The sequence below is a fragment of the Acrocarpospora corrugata genome (genome assembly GCF_009687845.1).
In the GTDB taxonomy this organism is placed as follows: domain Bacteria; phylum Actinomycetota; class Actinomycetes; order Streptosporangiales; family Streptosporangiaceae; genus Acrocarpospora; species Acrocarpospora corrugata.
This window is the reverse complement of record NZ_BLAD01000106.1, coordinates 1-15,776: the sequence shown is the minus strand read 5'-3', so window position 1 is coordinate 15,776 and position 15,776 is coordinate 1. Positions and strand designations below refer to the sequence as shown.

Here is a 15,776-nt window from a genome sequence, read left to right as displayed (position 1 = left end):
GCCGGAGTATCGCATTGGAACCCATGACGAGTTACAGCGACGCCCTGCTCAAGATGGCCAACTCCCAGCTGGGGTACGCCGAAGTGAATGGTGCATCGAAGTTCGGTGAGTGGTTCGGCAAGACCGTGGCCAAGAAGCCCGGCTACAAAGACGCCGCCTGGTGCGACATGTTCGTCTCCTGGGCTGCCCACCAGGCCGGTATGGCCGCGCACGTCGGTCAGTTCGCCTGGACCCCGGACCATGCCAAGTGGTTCCAGCAGCATGGCGCCTGGGGCAGCATGCCCAAGCCCGGCGCGGTCGTCTTCTTCGACTGGGGCCACTCGAAGAACATCAACGCGATCGACCATGTCGGCCTGGTGAAGTCCGTTATCAACAGCACCACGGTCCGCACGATCGAGGGCAACATCTCCGACGCGGTGGTGAGCAAGATCCGCGACCACAGCACGATCGTTGGCTACGGATACCCGGACAAGGTCCGCGACAACCAGCAGACGCAGACCGTCGCGGTCACCGCCCACTCCAAGCCCGTTCCTTCCCTGCCGGGCGACGCCGCAGGCCCCGACCCCGTGGCCGCCGGCACCCTGCTCCTCCCCGTCGCGCTGATCTTCGCGTACGCCAAGAAGCACGGCCACCTGAGCAAGATTCTCTCCCCGCTGGTCCCGCGCGTCAGGCGCTAGGAGACCCGGAACCGGGGTGGACGCCGAGATCCCTCTGCTCGACGTCTGCCCCGGTATTTACTATTCGTACGGTTCCACCGGCGCCGGAATCACGGTCACGGAGGTGGCCGTCAGCTCAGGAGCGACCGTCCCCTGGGGGAGCTCCTCAAGTTCTGGGTCGATCCAGGTGCCGGTCACCTCGACCCAGGTGTTCTCCGGCGGCCTGTCCGCGTCGAGCACGGCGACCTTCAACGGAATCCCGTCCGCGGCACAGCAGGCGATCTGGATGCGGGCCACATACCAACGGTCCTTCTTCTTCGAAGGCACCACGAATCCGGTGAGCCGGACCGGTCTCCCGGCCAGAGAACGGCCGGAATCACCCCAGGCGCGGCCGATGAACTCGCTCAGCGGCATGTCCGTCACCTGGCCGGAGGCCAGCGGACCATAGGCGTCCAGCGCGACCGCCGGAGGTCGCGCGGGCGCCTCCTCCGAGCGGGCGGCGAACGCCCCCAGCGCCGGCGGCGCGATCAAGAAGATCGCGAAAACAGGCAACCCGAGCAGCCAGGCAACACCAGGCCCGTGCGAGTGACCCGCTGACGCCTTCCCACGCCACTCCTGAAAGAGCCCGACCGCGCCGAGAACGAACACGACAAGCCCGGCCGCCACCAGGAACGGCCGAAAGCCGGGCTTCACATAGTTCAGGTAGGTCGTCGAGAGCAGGCTGATCCGAAGGACCGCACCCCCGAGCAGGACAAGCAGGAGACTCTGCGCCAATCTGCTCACAGCAACACCCCACCGACCGCCACGCTGACGAGTACGGCCAACGCGAACGTGACCGGAATGAATCGAATCGCGAACCGGCGACCGAACGTGCCAGCCTGCAGAGCGATCAGTTTGAGGTCGACCATCGGGCCGACCACCAGGAACGCCAGCCGGGCGGTCGGCGAGAACGCGGTGAGCGAAGCCGCCACGAACGCGTCCGCCTCGGAGCAGATCGACAGGATCACGGCCAGCAGCGCGAGGGCCAGCACCGACAGCCAGGGCACGCCCGCGACCGCGTCCAGCCAGGAACGCGGCACGATCACGTTCATGGTCGCCGCGGTCATCCCACCGACCACGAGGAACCCGCCGGCGTGCAGGAAGTCGTGCTGCATGGCGTCCCGGAAGTTCGCCCACTTCGACCCGGCGTCAGCCGGACGCGACGGGATTCTGAGCCAGTCGGATTTGCCGAACCTCAGCCACAGCCATCCGGCCAGGACCGCGACCAGCAAGGACGCACCGAACCGGGCGACGGCCATCATCGGCTGGCCGGGAAACGCGACCACGGTGGCCACCACGACCACCGGATTGATCGCGGGCGAGGCCAGCAGGAACGCCAGCGCCGCGGCCGGGGCCACACCCCGGGCCATCAGCCCCGACGCCACCGGAACCGAGGCGCACTCACAGCCGGGCAGCACGGCGCCGGCCGCCCCGGCGACGGGAACCGCCATGATCGGGCGCTTGGGCAGAGCCCGGGTCCAGAACGACGGCGGGACGAATGCCGTGATCGCGGCGGAGAGCAGCACACCGAAGACAAGAAACGGCAACGCCTGCACACAGATCGCCACGAAGATGGTCGCCCACGTCTGCAGGGCCGGTGCCGTCAGGTACGGCGAGAGCACGAAGCGCCCGACCACCAGCAAACCGATGACGACCACGAACATCCATGGCGCGACCGGGGCAACGGGAGCACGCCGCCCCCACTCGGCCGGAGGAATCTCCGCCGAGTTCGTCATCGCCGCCCGGTCAGCCATGCGTCCCATCGTGGCAGATCATCCACGCGGTCAAGACCAAGAGTTGGTGCTCCACTGACCTGGCTTTTGCCCGAATACCACCAGGTCATCGGCAGTGGTCCAGGTTTGTGTGAGCACCCAGCTTGACCCGAACGGTTGAGCCCGGAGGCCGTGCCGTTCAGAGCTGTGCCAGCAGCCAGCTCGGTCCGACGACGAGGGCGCCCAACCCGGTGACCCGGTCGCGCAGGCCGCGGTCGGCGGTGATGACCAGGGCGCGTTCCCAGGGGCGTACCGCGCGGACGACCTCGACGATCGCGTCGTCGCCGCTGCCCGGCGCGGGCAGAACGGACAGAGCGGGATTGAGCGGCGGCGGGGTCGCGGCTCGGGCCGCGCCCTCGACGACGGCCACGATGCGGGGATATCGCCAGGTGATGTCGGGCAGACCCTCGATTTGGCGTTGCAGGCCCCGGTCCGCGAGGGAGCTCACCTCGACGAGCAGTCGGGTGGCCGCGCCCGCCCGGTCCCGCCACCAGCCGTGCTCGGCGCGGGCCCCGATGATGTTGGCCATGTCCAGAACGAGGACGACCGGGTCGATCGTGGGCCGGACCAGGGGCCAGGTCTCGGCGAAGCCGGGGTGGAGCTTCTTCTCGTTGAGCCGGTCGGCGGACACCCACGACAGAGCGACGCTTTCGCTGTTGGCGGGCGCGGCCTGGAGCAGTTCGGCCGCCTCGGCGATCACGGTATGGAACGACCAGCCGCCATGATCGTCGAGGTAGACGCCCTGCACGCGGAGTAGATCACCGACGAGCGCGGCTTCCTCGTGGGCCTCGCGCAGGGCGCTGCTGATCGCGTCCTCGTGGCTGTCGCGCGCTCCACCGGGCAGCCCCCACGTCCCGCCGTGGTGGCTCCACCAGGAGCGCTTCTGCATCAGCACGAACGGACCTTCGGGGGTGTGGTGGACAGCGAGCAGGCCGGCCGCGCCGTGCACGCCCCAATGTTGGTGCCCCCGATCACATCGGGCCCAGCCGTCACCGTCCTTTTCCGCCATGAGTCCAGTTTCGCTTACCAGGCTTCTAACGGAACCGTCATCCCTTGCTCGAACAGGACGATGCCGTCCTCCAGGCGGACCACCACGATCTGGGAGGCCAGGCCGGCAGCCTGGACCCCTTCCGCCGCTTCATGAGCAAGCTCGGCGAAATGGTAGCGATCCACGGTGGTGAAGTCCGGGGCCGGACGGGTGCAGCGCACCTCGTACCGATCCGCGGGCCAGATCGTCGGTAGGGGGCTCGAACGGAGCCACTGTTGCATCGTCGTCTCCTGTCGCGCCGCGTCATCCTTGACCACGGTCGCCGCAAGCAGTTGACCGTGCCAGAGCCGATACCGCTAGCTTGTGACGCGGCCGATGGCTGATCGTTATGGAGTGGTAAGCCATCCTTCCCGATCTGTCCGCGTCCGAGGGTTAACGTATGGTCCCTCACCTGCGATCTGCCACTTCAAGCAGTAGTGGGCTGTCGATAGCACGACATTCCTCGCCCGCCCCACCTTGTGGTGGGGTGGGCGTTAGGGTGATTTTTCATGAATCGACTCGTTCCAATCTTTGCTGTTGCCATCTTTGCTCTGGCTGGGTGCTCCGGGACGGACCCGGCGGGCACCGCGGCCACCGGTGACTCCGGCACCTCCAACCCGGCGGTCGCGAACCCGTCGGAGTCGGCCGTCACGATCGCCGCCGCGCCCGAGATGTCGGACGCGCAGAAGCAGGAGTTCTTCACGGCGCTGAAGGACGTCGACGCCGGGCTGGCCGCCGACGAGGCCCAGGCCATTTCGGTCGGCACCCAGGTGTGCGAGAAGATCCTCGCCTCGCCCGACGACCCCATGACGTTCTCCCAGTTCGCGGCCGACCAGCTGGCATTGGACCTGCCGAAGGCGGAGACCTTCGTGGTCGCGGTCAGCATGTGGTGCACCCCTGAGTGACGCTTGAGCCCGCGGACTCTTCGAGTCTCGGCGGTGGGGTCGCAGAGGCCCTTGGATGACATGAGTTCCCGCTGCGTGATGATCCGGCTTGTCCATCGGAACGGAATGGGCGGGCCGCGGCGGGTCAGCCGGCTAAGCAGCCAACCGGTTCGCGCAAGTCGAGGGCTTGGAGTTGCTCGATGAGCTCCCGCCGGTCGGCGGGCGTGAGCCGGGCGTGGACGAGACCCCGGGGGACGAGGATGACGTCGCCGGAGGCCGGGCACGGGAGGAGATCGAGCGGGAAAGCCATGGCCTGATCCTGTCAGGCGGCACCGACAGTTCTCGTCGAGCTACCGGCCGCTCATGGAGAAGTGCTGATAGTCCTTGATGCCGGACCAGTCGCCGCCCCAGCCCCAGCCGATGGCCGCGAAGGCGCGCACGACCTCGTCGCCCGGATTGATCACGCCGGGCTTCTTGAGGGGGCGCTTGACGTAGGCGTCGGCGTTCTTGTGGGCATTGGAGCCGTCCGCGTTGAGGTACGGGTTCTCGAGGGGGTTGAGGTCGACGGCGAAGCCGTACGCGTGCTGGGACCAGTGGGTTGAACCGGTGGCCGCGCGGCAGTTGAAGGCGGAGGTGTTGTCGGCGTCGATCGAGTCGTAGTCGTCGCCCTTGTAGACGTCGACGAGTTCCATGCGACGGATCGGGTAGCGGTCGTCGTACAGCTTGTGGAAGACCGAGACGACGTCCTTGGCGACTGAGGCGTTGAGGACCATTTCGCCGGTGTGGGGCTTCTTGTCGAAGCCCCAGTAGGTCATGGTGACCAGCCGCAGGTCGTTCAGAGTGACGGGGCAGCCTTCGCGCCAGGAGTATTTGACCTGGTCGCGAGTGACTTTAGTGATCTTGGCGATGAATTCGGGGGGAGCCGCCGGGGTCGGGGTGGCGGCTGGTGACGAGGATTCCGAGGTCGCCTGGGTCGGTTCCGGAGTGGGGGTCGCCTGGGAGGCGGTCTCGGCTCCGCACGCGGACGCGCCGAGGAGCGCCAGGGCGATCACGATGGCTGACCTGCGGGTGGACATGGGTTTGAGGGTACCTACGTCGTTCGTGCAGGTCCGGGGAACGAAAAGATGGCTGTAATGCCTGGTCAGGCGGGATATCCGGGCCCACGAGCCGCCGGATGGGACACGAACCCCGCACCGGCTCTTGCCTAGCTTTTTGGGTAGATATCGGAATCCCTTGGGTTGCCAGACCGTTGGTGTCCTGGTGGATGACTCGGGGCTGGCTGTGCTCGCGGCGAGGGCCGGGTTCCGTGTCGCCATATATCCCGACATAGCCGGGTCTAAACGATCTTTGCGCGAGCTTTTCTCGGGAAAAGCTCGCGCACATGTTCGACCCGCGCTACAGTCATCGACATCGGATCGAACATGGGTTCGTACCAGCCTCCCGCGAGAGCCGGTCGCCCGAACGCGCAGGTGAGGAGTAACGCATGGCTCTGCTCGCGGCTCCGATCCCGCCCCCCCGATACCCCGGCGTCCGCCGTTCCGCGACACGCCGTAGCGCTTTCTACGGAAATCTACGACGGCCGCTATATCCGGTCATAAAGTCCGACAGCGTGGACCCTGTGCGCAACCCCTACGCCCCCGGCGCCGGCCAGCGTCCCCCGGAACTCGCGGGCCGCGATCGTGAACTCCAGCAGTTCGAGGTCGTCCTCGAACGGGTCGCCCGCGGCCGCCCGGAGCGGAGCATGGTCGTGACCGGTCTGCGCGGCGTCGGCAAGACCGTGCTGCTCAACACCTTCAAGTCGATGGCCATCCAGCGGCTCTGGGGCACCGGCAAGATCGAGGCCCGGCCGGATCAGTCGATCCGCCGCCCGGTCGCCGCCGCCCTGCACATGGCGATCCGCGAACTCGCCCCCCGGCATCGCGGCCCCGAGCGCATCGACGAGTTCCTCGGCGTCCTCAAGGCGTTCGCGATGCGCGACCCGGCGGCGGCCAAGGGCACCTCACACTGGTCGCCCGCCATCGACGTCCCCGCCAGCCGAGGCCGCGCCGACTCCGGCGACCTGGAAATCGACCTGACCGAGCTGTTTGTGGACGCGGCGAGTGTGGCCACCGACCTCGGCGTCGGCATCGCCCTGTTCATCGACGAGATGCAGGACGTGCAGCCCGCCGACGTCTCCGCCCTCTGCGCCGCCTGCCACGAACTGTCCCAGACCGGCGGCCGGTTGATCGTGGTCGGCGCGGGTCTCCCGCACCTTCCCTCGGTCCTGTCCGCCAGCAAGAGCTACTCCGAACGACTGTTCAGGTACGCGAGAATCGACCGGCTCGACCGAGAAGCCGCCGACCTGGCACTGATCGCCCCCGCCGAGGAGGAAGGCGTCGCCTTCACCGCGGAAGCGCTCGACGCGCTCTACGAGGCGGCCGACGGCTATCCCTACTTCGTCCAGGCGTATGGCAAGGTCGCCTGGGATCTCGCCCCGCGCAGCCCGATCACCGCCGAAGACATCAAGGTGTCCGCCCCGGAGGCCGAGGAGGAACTCGCGGTCGGCTTCTTCGGCAGCCGGTATGAGCGAGCCACCCCGGCCGAACGCGACTACATGCACGCGATGGCGCAACTCGGGGACGACCCCGTGCCCACCGCCGACGTGGCCGACGCCCTCGGCCGCAAACCGTCCAGCCTTTCCCCGGCGCGCGACAGCCTTATCAAAAAGGGCCTGATCTACAGCGCCGAACGGGGGCAGATCGCCTTCACCGTCCCTCACTTCGGGAGGTTCTTACGTGCCCAGCCGCTCTGACGGCAGGGCTCATTGATCTCTCTACGGCTTTCTAGCGGGGAAGCTAGAGAGCCGTAGAGAGCTTGATTGCCCGTGCCTCGATTCAGGAATCTACGGCTCTCTAGCGTCAGGCTGATACAGGGATAGATTCCTGCAGAGGCGCTTGCCGCCCGTCCGCGCCCACTATCGCCGCGCGGACGGGCGGGCGACGGCCACTGAGGTAGACCGCGAAGACGACATCCGATCCGTTGACACTGTCGAACGCGTAGAAACGCCAGCAGAGTTCACGCCAGCTGTCGGAGGGCTCCTCCGATCTCAGCATCGGGTAATGCGTGCGCCAGGCCGTGCTCGACCGCAGCCGGGAGAGGGCTCGGTCGGCAGGGAACGGCCGCTGCTCGCAGGGGGCTCGGTAGCGCAGCCGGGCCCAGGATTCTTCGATCTCGGGCGAAAGGATCAACAGCAGCATGATGCCGCCGCCGAACCAGGCCGCGAACGTCCACGACAGCCCCGGCAGGCCGCTGGTCTGGTGGAGCGCGATCATGATCGCCATCGCGGTCAGCACGACCGTGCGGCCGATGGATCGCAAGCCGACCGGCCTCCCGCTGACCTCGCCGAAACAGCCGCAACCGACATCGGGGCGACGTCGTCGCAGGTCCCACAGCACGTATGTGGACACGGCGAAGAACGCGACCGTCATCCAGCGCGGAATGGGATGGTCGAAGAAGACCAACCCGATCGCGAGGCCGAACTCCGCCACCCCGCAGAAGATCATCGCTGGCCCGCGGAACCGTTCGGGCACCAGCACCGCCGGCCCGAGCCGACCGAGCGCGCCTGGCTCGGTTTCGCTGCCGACGCTGGCCAGTTTGGCCGCGCCGCCCAGCACGAACATGAACACCACAATCGGCTGTGCCGCCGCCGCGATCGTCTCGCTCACCGAACATCCTCCTTCAGCCCCGAGCCGTCGCGCGTCACGTCAACCCCACCCGCGCGTTGAAGCACCCCTTGATCAGGTCCCCGCCGAGCTCGACGTAGGACGTGGCCGAGAGTTCCACGATCCGGCCGCGTGGCGAGGTCCCACACTCCACACATCGATCGCAGAACCGCCCCGCCATGCAGCCACACGCCACGATCGGCAGCGCCGTCGCCCGCCCCGCGCAGACATTGCGCACATACAACATCGACCCGAGCGCCAGATAGGGCAGCCCCGCGCAGGAGACGCCCGCATCCTCGCAGCCACTGTCGGAGCGCTCCAACATCGCATAGGCCGCACCCCGATCGGTGAAGTCCGACCACACCGCCGTCCCGGAGATCTTCGACTGGGCGCCGCCGTAGGCCGGGGGCGGTGGCGGCACCGATCCGGCCCGATAGGCGGGCTGCGACGTGGCCGGGAGCTGAACGAGGGGAGCACCATCGCGGATCACGCCGATAGCGTCGAAAAGATAGCCCGGCTCCAGCTTGGGATACCGCACCCGAACCCGCCCAGACGATCGGTAAGGGATGACGATCGACCGCCGGCCGCGATGTGGCCCGCAGTCGAGCTCGACAGCGAGGTCGGTCCGGCCGCTGACCGACCGGATGATGCCCGTCATCCGGGTGATGTCCGCCCAGATCCGATCCACCACCTTGCCCGACCGCAGCGCCCTGATGATCACACGGGACCCGATAGGAAGATCCGCCGGAGCCGTCGCCCCACCCCGCCACGCGGTCGCCCACGGCGCGATCACGAGCCGCTCCTCGTCACCGTCATCGGTCTCCACGATGATCAGGTGCGGACTGACGTCCAGAATCACGCCACTGACCGCGTCCAGCATCACGCCGTCGTCGGCCGTCAGCCGCGGCGGATCAGGATCCCGACCCAGTACGGCTGCCGCCAGCGCGCGCCTACGCTCAACATGCATCGCCACGCCCACCAGCCTCACATGATGTCTCTCCTGATAGAGGCATAATTCTGGCGCTGGGTCCTGTGTGGTAGCAGAATTCCCACTCCTGGTGGAATCCGGCGACCCCGACTCAGGGCAAACCCGACCCCAACCGGCTGCGCCGTACCCGAAAAGAACCGGGTTCAAGGTGTCAGCGGGCTTGCGTGATCTTTGCGGTCAGGTGAACGAAACCTAGATTCCGGTTCGGCCGGGCGAACGGCTCCGGCTGAGATTCTGATTCGCATGATCGCAAGCCACGAGGAGTTCCGCGAGTATGTGGTGACTCGCGGGGCGGCGCTGCTGCGCGCGGCGAACCAGCTGACGGGCAACCCGGCGGACGCCGAAGATCTTTTGCAGGCCGCGCTCACCAAGACCTTCGTGGCGTGGGACCGGATTCAGGATCGCGCCGCACTCGACGGATACGTACGGCGGGCGATGGTCAATATCAACATCTCGTGGTGGCGCCGGCGAAAGCTGGAAGAGTATCCATCCGACGAAATTCCTGACATTCCCGTCTATCAGGACCCCGGTCATCGGTACGACGAGTTGGAACACGCGCTGAGCCGGCTACCGGTCCGGCAGCGTACGGCGATCGTTCTGCGGTACTACGAGGACATGACGGAACCCGAGATCGCCAAAGCGCTCGGGATCAGCGTGGGGACCGTGAAGAGCACGGTGTCCCGGGCGATGGCGAAACTCCGGGGGGACCTGCTCATCCCTGAGCAGCGTCGATCCTTGGGTTGATCACTCCGGCGGTCGCGCAGGGGCGTACAACATCACGGATAAGCCGGAGCGTGTCCAGAAATGCCGTGAGCTGCTCGGAGGACAGCAGGCCGGTGAACCAGAGTTCGATGTCCTCCAGGTGCTGGGGGAGCACCTGCTGAAGCCGTGCGTTGCCCGCATCGGTGATCACCGCGTACGACGCGCGCCGGTCGGTCGCGCACGCTTCGCGTACCACTAAGCCTTCCCGCTCCAGCCGGTCCACGACGCGGGTGATTCCGCTCGTCGACAGCGACGTCTGTGCCGCGAGATCGCTCATCCGCAGGCTCTGTCGAGGAGACCGGGCCAGTCGGATCAACGTCTCGAAGTCGACGTCCGACAGCCCCGCCTTGGCGAACCCGGCGTTGGCCTTGTCCGCTATGCCGGTATAAACCTCAGCGAACAGGCCCATCGCTGTCAGCCGAGGATCTTCGAAAGCATCCATGTCCACGAGTCTACGCGACAGTAGTTGACGCGGGGAATATTCCTCCTGTAGACCTTTGTTGCTGCAAACATCCGCAAGGCAACAATCTCTGGAGATCAGCTATGAGCATTCGTGAGTGGCAGGGCTTGAACATTCCGGTCGCCGGCGAGTTCGCCCTCGATGTGGCGCACACGCGGGTCGGCTTCGTCGCCAAGCACATGATGGTGAGCAAGGTCCGCGGCAACTTCGCCGAGTTTAGCGGCAAGATCGTCGTCGCTGAGAACCCGCTCGAGTCCGCCGTCGAAGTCACCCTCAAGGCCGAGAGCATCAACACCGGCGTCAACGACCGCGACGGTCACCTCCGCGGCGACGACTTCCTGTCGGTCGACAAGTTCCCCGAGATCACCTTCCGCAGCACGGCCGTCCAGAACTTCAGCGGCGACGAGTTCACCCTGGTTGGTGACCTCACCGTCCGCGACGTCACCAAGCAGGTCGCTTTCAAGGCCGAGTTCGGCGGCGCCGCCACCAACCCGTGGGGCCAGGAGATCTTCGGCTTCACCGCCGTCACCGAGATCGACCGCGAGGCCTTCGGCCTGACCTGGAACCAGGCCCTGGAGGCCGGCGGCGTCCTCGTCGGCAAGAAGGTTAAGATCGAGATCGAAGGCGAAGCGGTACGGCAGCAGGGCTGAGCCATCAGGACAGGCGCGTGCAGCCGGGCCTTCGTTCTCCCAAACCCGCCCACACTGACCGCCGGTCTGCCATCGAGGCGAGCTCGCCTATCACGGTTCCGTCCGATCAAGGCCGGTAGCCGCTCTGACCTCAGGTGGAATGACCTCCGGGTCCGTCCACTCCTTGCGCACAGCCCTTATCCACAGCCTGTGGATAAGGGCTGTGCGCTTTGTAAGTACCTGCTACTCGGCCTCGCTTTCCATGATCACTGCGCCACGCCCCAATTCACTTTGCTGCCTCGCGCGATCGCCGGTACTCTGTCCTGAGCCGCATCGGCTACCGGGAGGTTTCGCCTAGTCCGGTCTATGGCGCCGCACTGCTAATGCGGTTTGGGTCTCAAGCCCATCCGGGGTTCAAATCCCCGAACCTCCGCCCAAAGATGGGGCTTCTCCCGAAGGCAGACCTTCGGGAGAAGCCCCATCAAACTTTTCAGATCATGACCTGAGCACGCCGCGCCGCGCCCGGGGTTCAGGGCTTGGCCGCCGACTGCGCGAGATCAGGCAGGGTATGGGCGTAGGTGACAGCAGTGAAGCTGTACTTCGCATGGCCGAGGGTCGCCAAGACGACCTTTATGTTCACCCCGGCTGACAAGATCATTTGAAGCCGCCCCGGATCATGGAACCGGATCGGCGGCAGACTCGCCGCTCTCACCACCACAGCGAAGCGCTCGTTCGGGTACTTCTCGCGCAGCGGCCCGCCCGTCAGTGAAGATCCGCCCTGAGTTTGATCCAGCGCTCGCCAGGCACCGGCGGAATCTGATCAGCATCTGGCGGACTAGGACAACCCTGGCCACGCCGACCGTCAGCGCAAAGATGATCGGCCAGGAGGTTGTGGCGATGGCCAGCGCGAGGTGGCTGGAGGTCGATTCGGTAATAGTTGATATTTGGGTGAGATGGCCAGCTGCCATCGAGTAGCTCCAACAAAGGGATATGCAGAAGGAAAAAGGCGTCTATCGCCGTTTCTGGCTCTAGTGAACGGTAAGCAACCCCAGAAGAATGGCCCGCCGACGTTCCCGAACGACACTCGCCCGATTCGGGAAATGTCCTAATTTCGGGACTGCGGCACGTTCCAGGGGGAGAGAATGCATAAGCGTCCTAATATTGCCTGGTTTCTTGCGATCGGTGCCGCACTGGCTGGTGGAGCCATGCCCATGGGCACCCCCGCCGTCGCCGTATCCGCCGTCTCGAGCCATCCCACCAAGAAATCGGACCCGCTGAGTGAGACCGCTGAGGAGATGCGGGAATACCTGCAGGATCTGGCCGAGGAGAAGAAGTTCACCGGCACGGCCCTGGTAGTACGGCACGGCAAGGTGCTGGTGCGTGCCGCTGCCGGCGCGGCCGACGAAGAGAAGCGCATCCCCAACCGGCCGGATACGGTCTTCCGGATCGCCTCGGTCACCAAGCAATTCACCTCAATGCTCGTGCTGAAGCTGCGCGACCGTGGGCTGCTTGGCCTGGACGACCCGGTCTGCCCGTATCTTTCCCCGGCGTACATCAAGACCTGCCCGCAAGCGTGGAAGCCCATCACGATCCGCGAGATCGTGACGCACACTTCCGGCATCCCAGACATCCAGGAGCTTCCCGACTTCTATGCCAAGCTTTCGCAACCGACCACGACCAGGAAGCTCATCCAGCGGTTCGTGAACAAGCCGCTGGACTTCAAGCCCGGCACCAGCTGGAAGTACAGCAGCAGCGGCTACATCCTGGCCGGGGCGATCATCCAGGCGGTGACGCGCGAACCGTACGGCACCGTATTGCACGACGAGATCACCGGCCCGCTCCGCCTTCGGCACACCGGCTACAGCAGGAGAAATCCGCCCGCCGGGTACGCGAGGGGCTATTTCACGGTCGGATCACCGGCCCTGCCCATCAACGGCTCCCAGGCGTTCTCCGCGACCGGTATCTACGCCAACGCCGACGACATCGTCCGCTGGGACCGGTCATTCGGCGCGCACCTGGTCGCGCCACCCGCCACCGTCAAACAGGCGTTCACGCCCCAGGCAAAATGCCCCTCCAATGGCTGCCTCAACCTACCTTCGAGCGCGTACGCCTTCGGCTGGCTCGTCGACCAGCTCCACGGACACCGGCTCCGGTACCACCCAGGTCTTCTCCAGGGCTACGCGGCGAGCAACATGTACCTGCCCGATGATGACATCGCGGTAGTCGTGCTCAGCAACGTGCAAGACACCAACACCAACGACATTGCTCGCCACCTCGCCACAATGGTCCTCAAGTCCTGCGAGTGAAGGGCGGCCGTGGGTTGGGACCCGTCGACGGGTGGCGGTTCGGGTTGCAGTTCACCGCGATGCCAGGTCGTTCCAGGAGGACCGGGGACGCTCGTTGGTCCGTGTCGAACGAGTCTGCACGATCGAGCTTGTAGCTGCTAATGCGGTTTGGGTCTCAAGTCCATCCGGGGTTCAAATCCCCGAACCTCCGCAGTTCAATGGCCCTCTCCCCAGACCGGGAAGAGGGCCATTTTGATCTTCAGGGACGGCGAAGGTTGCAGTTGCTGTCAGGCTTCGCCGCGTTCAACGCGTCCGCATGTACGGTTCCGCCGCCATCGAGGCGGCGCTCCGCGCCGCCTCGCGGTCCTACGCTAGGCACCCGGGCAGGCGGCCTGGGGGCCGGTCTTGGCCGCCGGCAGTTCGGCCGCGCCCAGGCAGAGCACCCTGGGCCAGCACGCGGTGATGTCCGCGTTCGCCTTCCACATCTCACGTGTAGTCCCAATTCAGCCTCTGGCCGACCTCGTACTCATCCAGGTCGAGAGCACCGAACTTGAACTGCGCTCGCCATGTACCCGTCTCCCCGCACTTCGGACAGACAAGCGGTTCGGGCATCCTCACAACGCTGAACATCCCCACAAGCGCCGATACTCCACGCCAGAGCGCTGGCCGGGCCAACCCTTTTCGCCTCCCCGACGAGGGTGCTCCGACTCCGGGATGATCGCGGCGCGGGCAGAAGCACCGTAGGTGTTGGGGTCGAAGCCGGATCATCCCGGTGTCATCGCCCCAGTACGAGGCTCTTCGAGGACGACCCGAAGCGTCAGTACGAGGACCTTGATTGGCCCACCGGCCTGCATTCCTTCCGCCAGTGTCCTGATAGGTAAAGGTGGCGAGCAAGCCGTCCGGCCCGCCGCAATCATCGATGCTTCTCATCGATGGGCGAAGAGGAAGGCGCCCTCGGTGTTCTGGTCTGGGCGGTGCAGCATCTCGGCTTCGACGGTGAAGCCGGCGGCGTTCAGCCAGTCCGTGACCCGGCCCGGTGGGCGACGGTGCACGTAGACGTTCATCGGGTGGCCGCCGTAGCCTTCGGTCTTGAGTCGGCTGTCGTCGCCAGTGTGGAAGCCGAGCAATATGACCCCGCCGGGCCGCAGTACCCGGTGGAACTCGGCGAAGACTGTGGGTACCTGGTCGTCGGGGACGTGAATCAGGGAGAACCAGGCCAGCAGGCCGGTCAGAGAACCGTCGGCCAGTTCGAGGTCCGTCATGGAGCCGACCTCGAAGCGCAGGCCGGGATGGTCCCGCCTGGCCACCTCGATCATCGCGGGTGACAGGTCGATGCCGAACGCGTCCAGGCCGATGCCGTGTAGGTGGGCGGTGATCCGGCCTGGACCGCAGCCGACATCGGCGACCGGTCCGTTCCCCTGGGCGTGGATTAGTTCGGCGAAGAGCGCCAGGATGCCCCGTTGGAACGGAGCGCCAGCGAGAGCATCGCGCAGCAGGTCGGCGTAGCTGACCGCCACCGTGTCGTAGGAGGTCCGGGTGTCGTCGAGCCAATCGGGGACGCGCATGCGGTGCACAATAGCCCCGAATTCAGGTGGTGGCGTCGCCCTGGGCAACGCCACCACCGATCCGCGCGAGTGAAACTGTCGTGACCGTCACGTATATGCCAGCCCTGCCGGAGGAGGTTGAATGCCTCATTCGGAAAGCCAGCGCGGACCAAATATCAATGGCCGGTTCGGTCCCATGCCTTTCAGTCCTCGGCCCGTTCGATTGGCCGCCGAGGTGGGCTGCAAACACAAGGTCACGATCCTGCGGCAGCCCGCCTCATGCCTTCCGATGCCTAGCGGCCGTGTCCGTGTCCGTGTCCGTGTCCGTGTCCGTGTCCGTGTCCGTGTCCGTGTCCGTGTCCGTGTCCGTGCCCATGGCCGTGCCCGTGTCCATGCCCGTGTCCATGCCCGTGGCCGTCGCGATGAGGAGGGGGGTCCAGCGGGGACACCGCGTTCCTTGCAGAAACCGTTGAGGTGTTGATGGATGTCGTGTTCACCGGACTCTGGCTGGCTGACGCCTCGGCTACCTGGCCCATCACCAGGGTCGCGGCTCCGAGCAGTGCTGCGCTCAGCTGTGACAGTCGCTTACGGTCCATGAACGTCTCCTCCTGGATTCGCCTGACACTTGCGATAGGAACCATCGTTTACATGGGCGTCGTGAGGCGTCCAGGGAGCCGGTACAGATTTGGCGGAGAGGGGCACAAGCTATATTCATTCATTTCCGTACGCTTCCGAAATGCTCATCCGGAATACCTGCGCTTAGGATTCCGTGAATCTCGAACAGGAAAATCGACCGCACTGGCTCTCATGGAAGCGACCTGGGGATACCCCGCTGCCACCTGGAAAGCCTTGCCCCAAGGGGTTCGCGGCACGAATGCGCTGCCGCGTCAGCAGCCCCAGTTTTGGGCAAGGACGATGGTCTTCGCGACCTCCGACAGGGTGTCCATTCACGGGATCTCGTGACCTGCGGCGCGACCTCGGTTTGATCGCCGGGACGTGATCCTCGATCATGCTGTCTTGTGTCCGACG

Annotated in this window: 16 protein-coding genes and 1 tRNA gene; 7 read left to right on the top strand and 10 right to left on the bottom strand. The window is 65.9% G+C overall.

Annotation, left to right across the window (positions count from 1 at the left end):
• Positions 1–23: 23 nt before the first annotated feature.
• Positions 24–677, top strand: a complete 654-nt coding sequence (locus tag Acor_RS37900) for a CHAP domain-containing protein (protein ID WP_155341595.1) — start codon at positions 24–26, stop codon at positions 675–677.
• 60 nt (positions 678–737) lie between these two features.
• Here Acor_RS37900 and Acor_RS42625 read toward each other — a convergent pair whose 3' ends face one another.
• The 4 genes from Acor_RS42625 to Acor_RS37880 all read right to left on the bottom strand — a co-directional run bounded on the left by Acor_RS42625 (position 738) and on the right by Acor_RS37880 (position 3,736).
• Positions 738–1,439 (bottom strand): TIGR03943 family putative permease subunit, encoded by a 702-nt coding sequence (locus Acor_RS42625; protein WP_170317293.1) that lies wholly within the window; start codon positions 1,437–1,439, stop codon positions 738–740.
• Positions 1,436–2,458 (bottom strand): permease, encoded by a 1,023-nt coding sequence (locus tag Acor_RS37890; protein ID WP_155341593.1) that lies wholly within the window; start codon positions 2,456–2,458, stop codon positions 1,436–1,438. Before Acor_RS37890 ends, Acor_RS42625 begins: the two co-directional genes overlap by 4 nt.
• Before the next feature lie 148 nt (positions 2,459–2,606).
• The gene (locus tag Acor_RS37885; RefSeq protein ID WP_155341592.1) at positions 2,607–3,476 is read right to left on the bottom strand and encodes an NUDIX hydrolase; all 870 of its coding nucleotides are present in this window, start codon (positions 3,474–3,476) and stop codon (positions 2,607–2,609) included.
• A gap of 14 nt (positions 3,477–3,490) precedes the next feature.
• On the bottom strand, positions 3,491–3,736 hold the full coding sequence (locus Acor_RS37880; RefSeq protein WP_155341591.1) for a hypothetical protein: 246 nt from the start codon (positions 3,734–3,736) through the stop codon (positions 3,491–3,493).
• A 267-nt stretch (positions 3,737–4,003) separates the two neighbouring features.
• On the opposite strand from Acor_RS37880, the gene Acor_RS37875 reads away from it, so the two are divergent.
• Positions 4,004–4,399: a DUF732 domain-containing protein gene (locus tag Acor_RS37875; RefSeq protein ID WP_155341590.1), complete on the top strand. Its 396-nt coding sequence runs from the start codon at positions 4,004–4,006 to the stop codon at positions 4,397–4,399.
• 124 nt (positions 4,400–4,523) lie between these two features.
• On the opposite strand, the gene Acor_RS37870 is transcribed toward Acor_RS37875, so the two are convergent.
• Together Acor_RS37870 and Acor_RS37865 are read right to left on the bottom strand one after the other, a co-directional pair.
• The gene (locus Acor_RS37870; protein WP_155341589.1) at positions 4,524–4,688 is read right to left on the bottom strand and encodes a hypothetical protein; all 165 of its coding nucleotides are present in this window, start codon (positions 4,686–4,688) and stop codon (positions 4,524–4,526) included.
• Positions 4,689–4,728: 40 nt separating this feature from the next.
• Entirely contained in the window at positions 4,729–5,454 is a 726-nt protein-coding gene (locus Acor_RS37865; RefSeq protein ID WP_155341588.1) for a M15 family metallopeptidase, read from the bottom strand.
• Between the two features lie 533 nt (positions 5,455–5,987).
• Here Acor_RS37865 and Acor_RS37860 point away from each other — a divergent pair.
• Positions 5,988–7,169 (top strand): ATP-binding protein, encoded by a 1,182-nt coding sequence (locus tag Acor_RS37860; protein ID WP_155341587.1) that lies wholly within the window; start codon positions 5,988–5,990, stop codon positions 7,167–7,169.
• A gap of 106 nt (positions 7,170–7,275) precedes the next feature.
• Here the strand turns inward: Acor_RS37860 and Acor_RS37855 are convergent, their stop codons facing one another.
• Both Acor_RS37855 and Acor_RS37850 read right to left on the bottom strand, forming a co-directional pair.
• Positions 7,276–8,082: a MauE/DoxX family redox-associated membrane protein gene (locus tag Acor_RS37855; protein WP_155341586.1), complete on the bottom strand. Its 807-nt coding sequence runs from the start codon at positions 8,080–8,082 to the stop codon at positions 7,276–7,278.
• Between the two features lie 34 nt (positions 8,083–8,116).
• Entirely contained in the window at positions 8,117–9,067 is a 951-nt protein-coding gene (locus Acor_RS37850; protein ID WP_246239684.1) for a hypothetical protein, read from the bottom strand.
• A 243-nt stretch (positions 9,068–9,310) separates the two neighbouring features.
• Between Acor_RS37850 and Acor_RS37845 the strand changes: the two genes are divergently transcribed.
• Complete coding sequence (locus Acor_RS37845; RefSeq protein ID WP_155341585.1) at positions 9,311–9,811, top strand: SigE family RNA polymerase sigma factor; 501 nt, start codon at positions 9,311–9,313, stop codon at positions 9,809–9,811.
• Here Acor_RS37845 and Acor_RS37840 read toward each other — a convergent pair.
• Positions 9,780–10,271, bottom strand: coding sequence for a MarR family winged helix-turn-helix transcriptional regulator (locus Acor_RS37840; RefSeq protein WP_218034746.1), 492 nt, complete (start codon positions 10,269–10,271; stop codon positions 9,780–9,782). The genes Acor_RS37845 and Acor_RS37840 overlap by 32 nt on opposite strands.
• 101 nt (positions 10,272–10,372) lie before the next feature.
• Between Acor_RS37840 and Acor_RS37835 the strand changes: the two genes are divergently transcribed.
• The 3 genes from Acor_RS37835 to Acor_RS37825 all read left to right on the top strand — a co-directional run bounded on the left by Acor_RS37835 (position 10,373) and on the right by Acor_RS37825 (position 13,224).
• A complete protein-coding gene (locus Acor_RS37835) occupies positions 10,373–10,939 on the top strand; it encodes a YceI family protein (RefSeq protein WP_155341583.1) in 567 nt (188 codons plus the stop codon).
• Between the two features lie 322 nt (positions 10,940–11,261).
• A tRNA-Ser gene (locus Acor_RS37830) sits at positions 11,262–11,351 on the top strand.
• Between the two features lie 778 nt (positions 11,352–12,129).
• Positions 12,130–13,224 carry a serine hydrolase domain-containing protein gene (locus tag Acor_RS37825; RefSeq protein ID WP_170317292.1) on the top strand — a complete coding sequence of 365 codons (1,095 nt, stop codon included), beginning with the start codon at positions 12,130–12,132 and terminating at the stop codon, positions 13,222–13,224.
• A gap of 905 nt (positions 13,225–14,129) precedes the next feature.
• On the opposite strand, the gene Acor_RS37820 is transcribed toward Acor_RS37825, so the two are convergent.
• The gene (locus Acor_RS37820; protein WP_155341581.1) at positions 14,130–14,768 is read right to left on the bottom strand and encodes a class I SAM-dependent DNA methyltransferase; all 639 of its coding nucleotides are present in this window, start codon (positions 14,766–14,768) and stop codon (positions 14,130–14,132) included.
• Positions 14,769–15,776 lie beyond the last annotated feature (1,008 nt).

Excerpts from the sequence above, each read along its gene's own strand:
- Acor_RS37900 (WP_155341595.1), top strand. The coding sequence starts at position 24 with ATGACGAGTTACAGCGACGCCCTGCTCAAGATGGCCAACTCCCAGCTG.
- Acor_RS37890 (WP_155341593.1), bottom strand. The coding sequence starts at position 2,458 with ATGGGACGCATGGCTGACCGGGCGGCGATGACGAACTCGGCGGAGATT.
- Acor_RS37885 (WP_155341592.1), bottom strand. The coding sequence starts at position 3,476 with ATGGCGGAAAAGGACGGTGACGGCTGGGCCCGATGTGATCGGGGGCAC.
- Acor_RS37880 (WP_155341591.1), bottom strand. The coding sequence starts at position 3,736 with ATGCAACAGTGGCTCCGTTCGAGCCCCCTACCGACGATCTGGCCCGCG.
- Acor_RS37875 (WP_155341590.1), top strand. The coding sequence starts at position 4,004 with ATGAATCGACTCGTTCCAATCTTTGCTGTTGCCATCTTTGCTCTGGCT.
- Acor_RS37870 (WP_155341589.1), bottom strand. The coding sequence starts at position 4,688 with ATGGCTTTCCCGCTCGATCTCCTCCCGTGCCCGGCCTCCGGCGACGTC.
- Acor_RS37865 (WP_155341588.1), bottom strand. The coding sequence starts at position 5,454 with ATGTCCACCCGCAGGTCAGCCATCGTGATCGCCCTGGCGCTCCTCGGC.
- Acor_RS37845 (WP_155341585.1), top strand. The coding sequence starts at position 9,311 with ATGATCGCAAGCCACGAGGAGTTCCGCGAGTATGTGGTGACTCGCGGG.
- Acor_RS37840 (WP_218034746.1), bottom strand. The coding sequence starts at position 10,271 with ATGGATGCTTTCGAAGATCCTCGGCTGACAGCGATGGGCCTGTTCGCT.
- Acor_RS37835 (WP_155341583.1), top strand. The coding sequence starts at position 10,373 with ATGAGCATTCGTGAGTGGCAGGGCTTGAACATTCCGGTCGCCGGCGAG.
- Acor_RS37825 (WP_170317292.1), top strand. The coding sequence starts at position 12,130 with ATGGGCACCCCCGCCGTCGCCGTATCCGCCGTCTCGAGCCATCCCACC.
- Acor_RS37820 (WP_155341581.1), bottom strand. The coding sequence starts at position 14,768 with ATGCGCGTCCCCGATTGGCTCGACGACACCCGGACCTCCTACGACACG.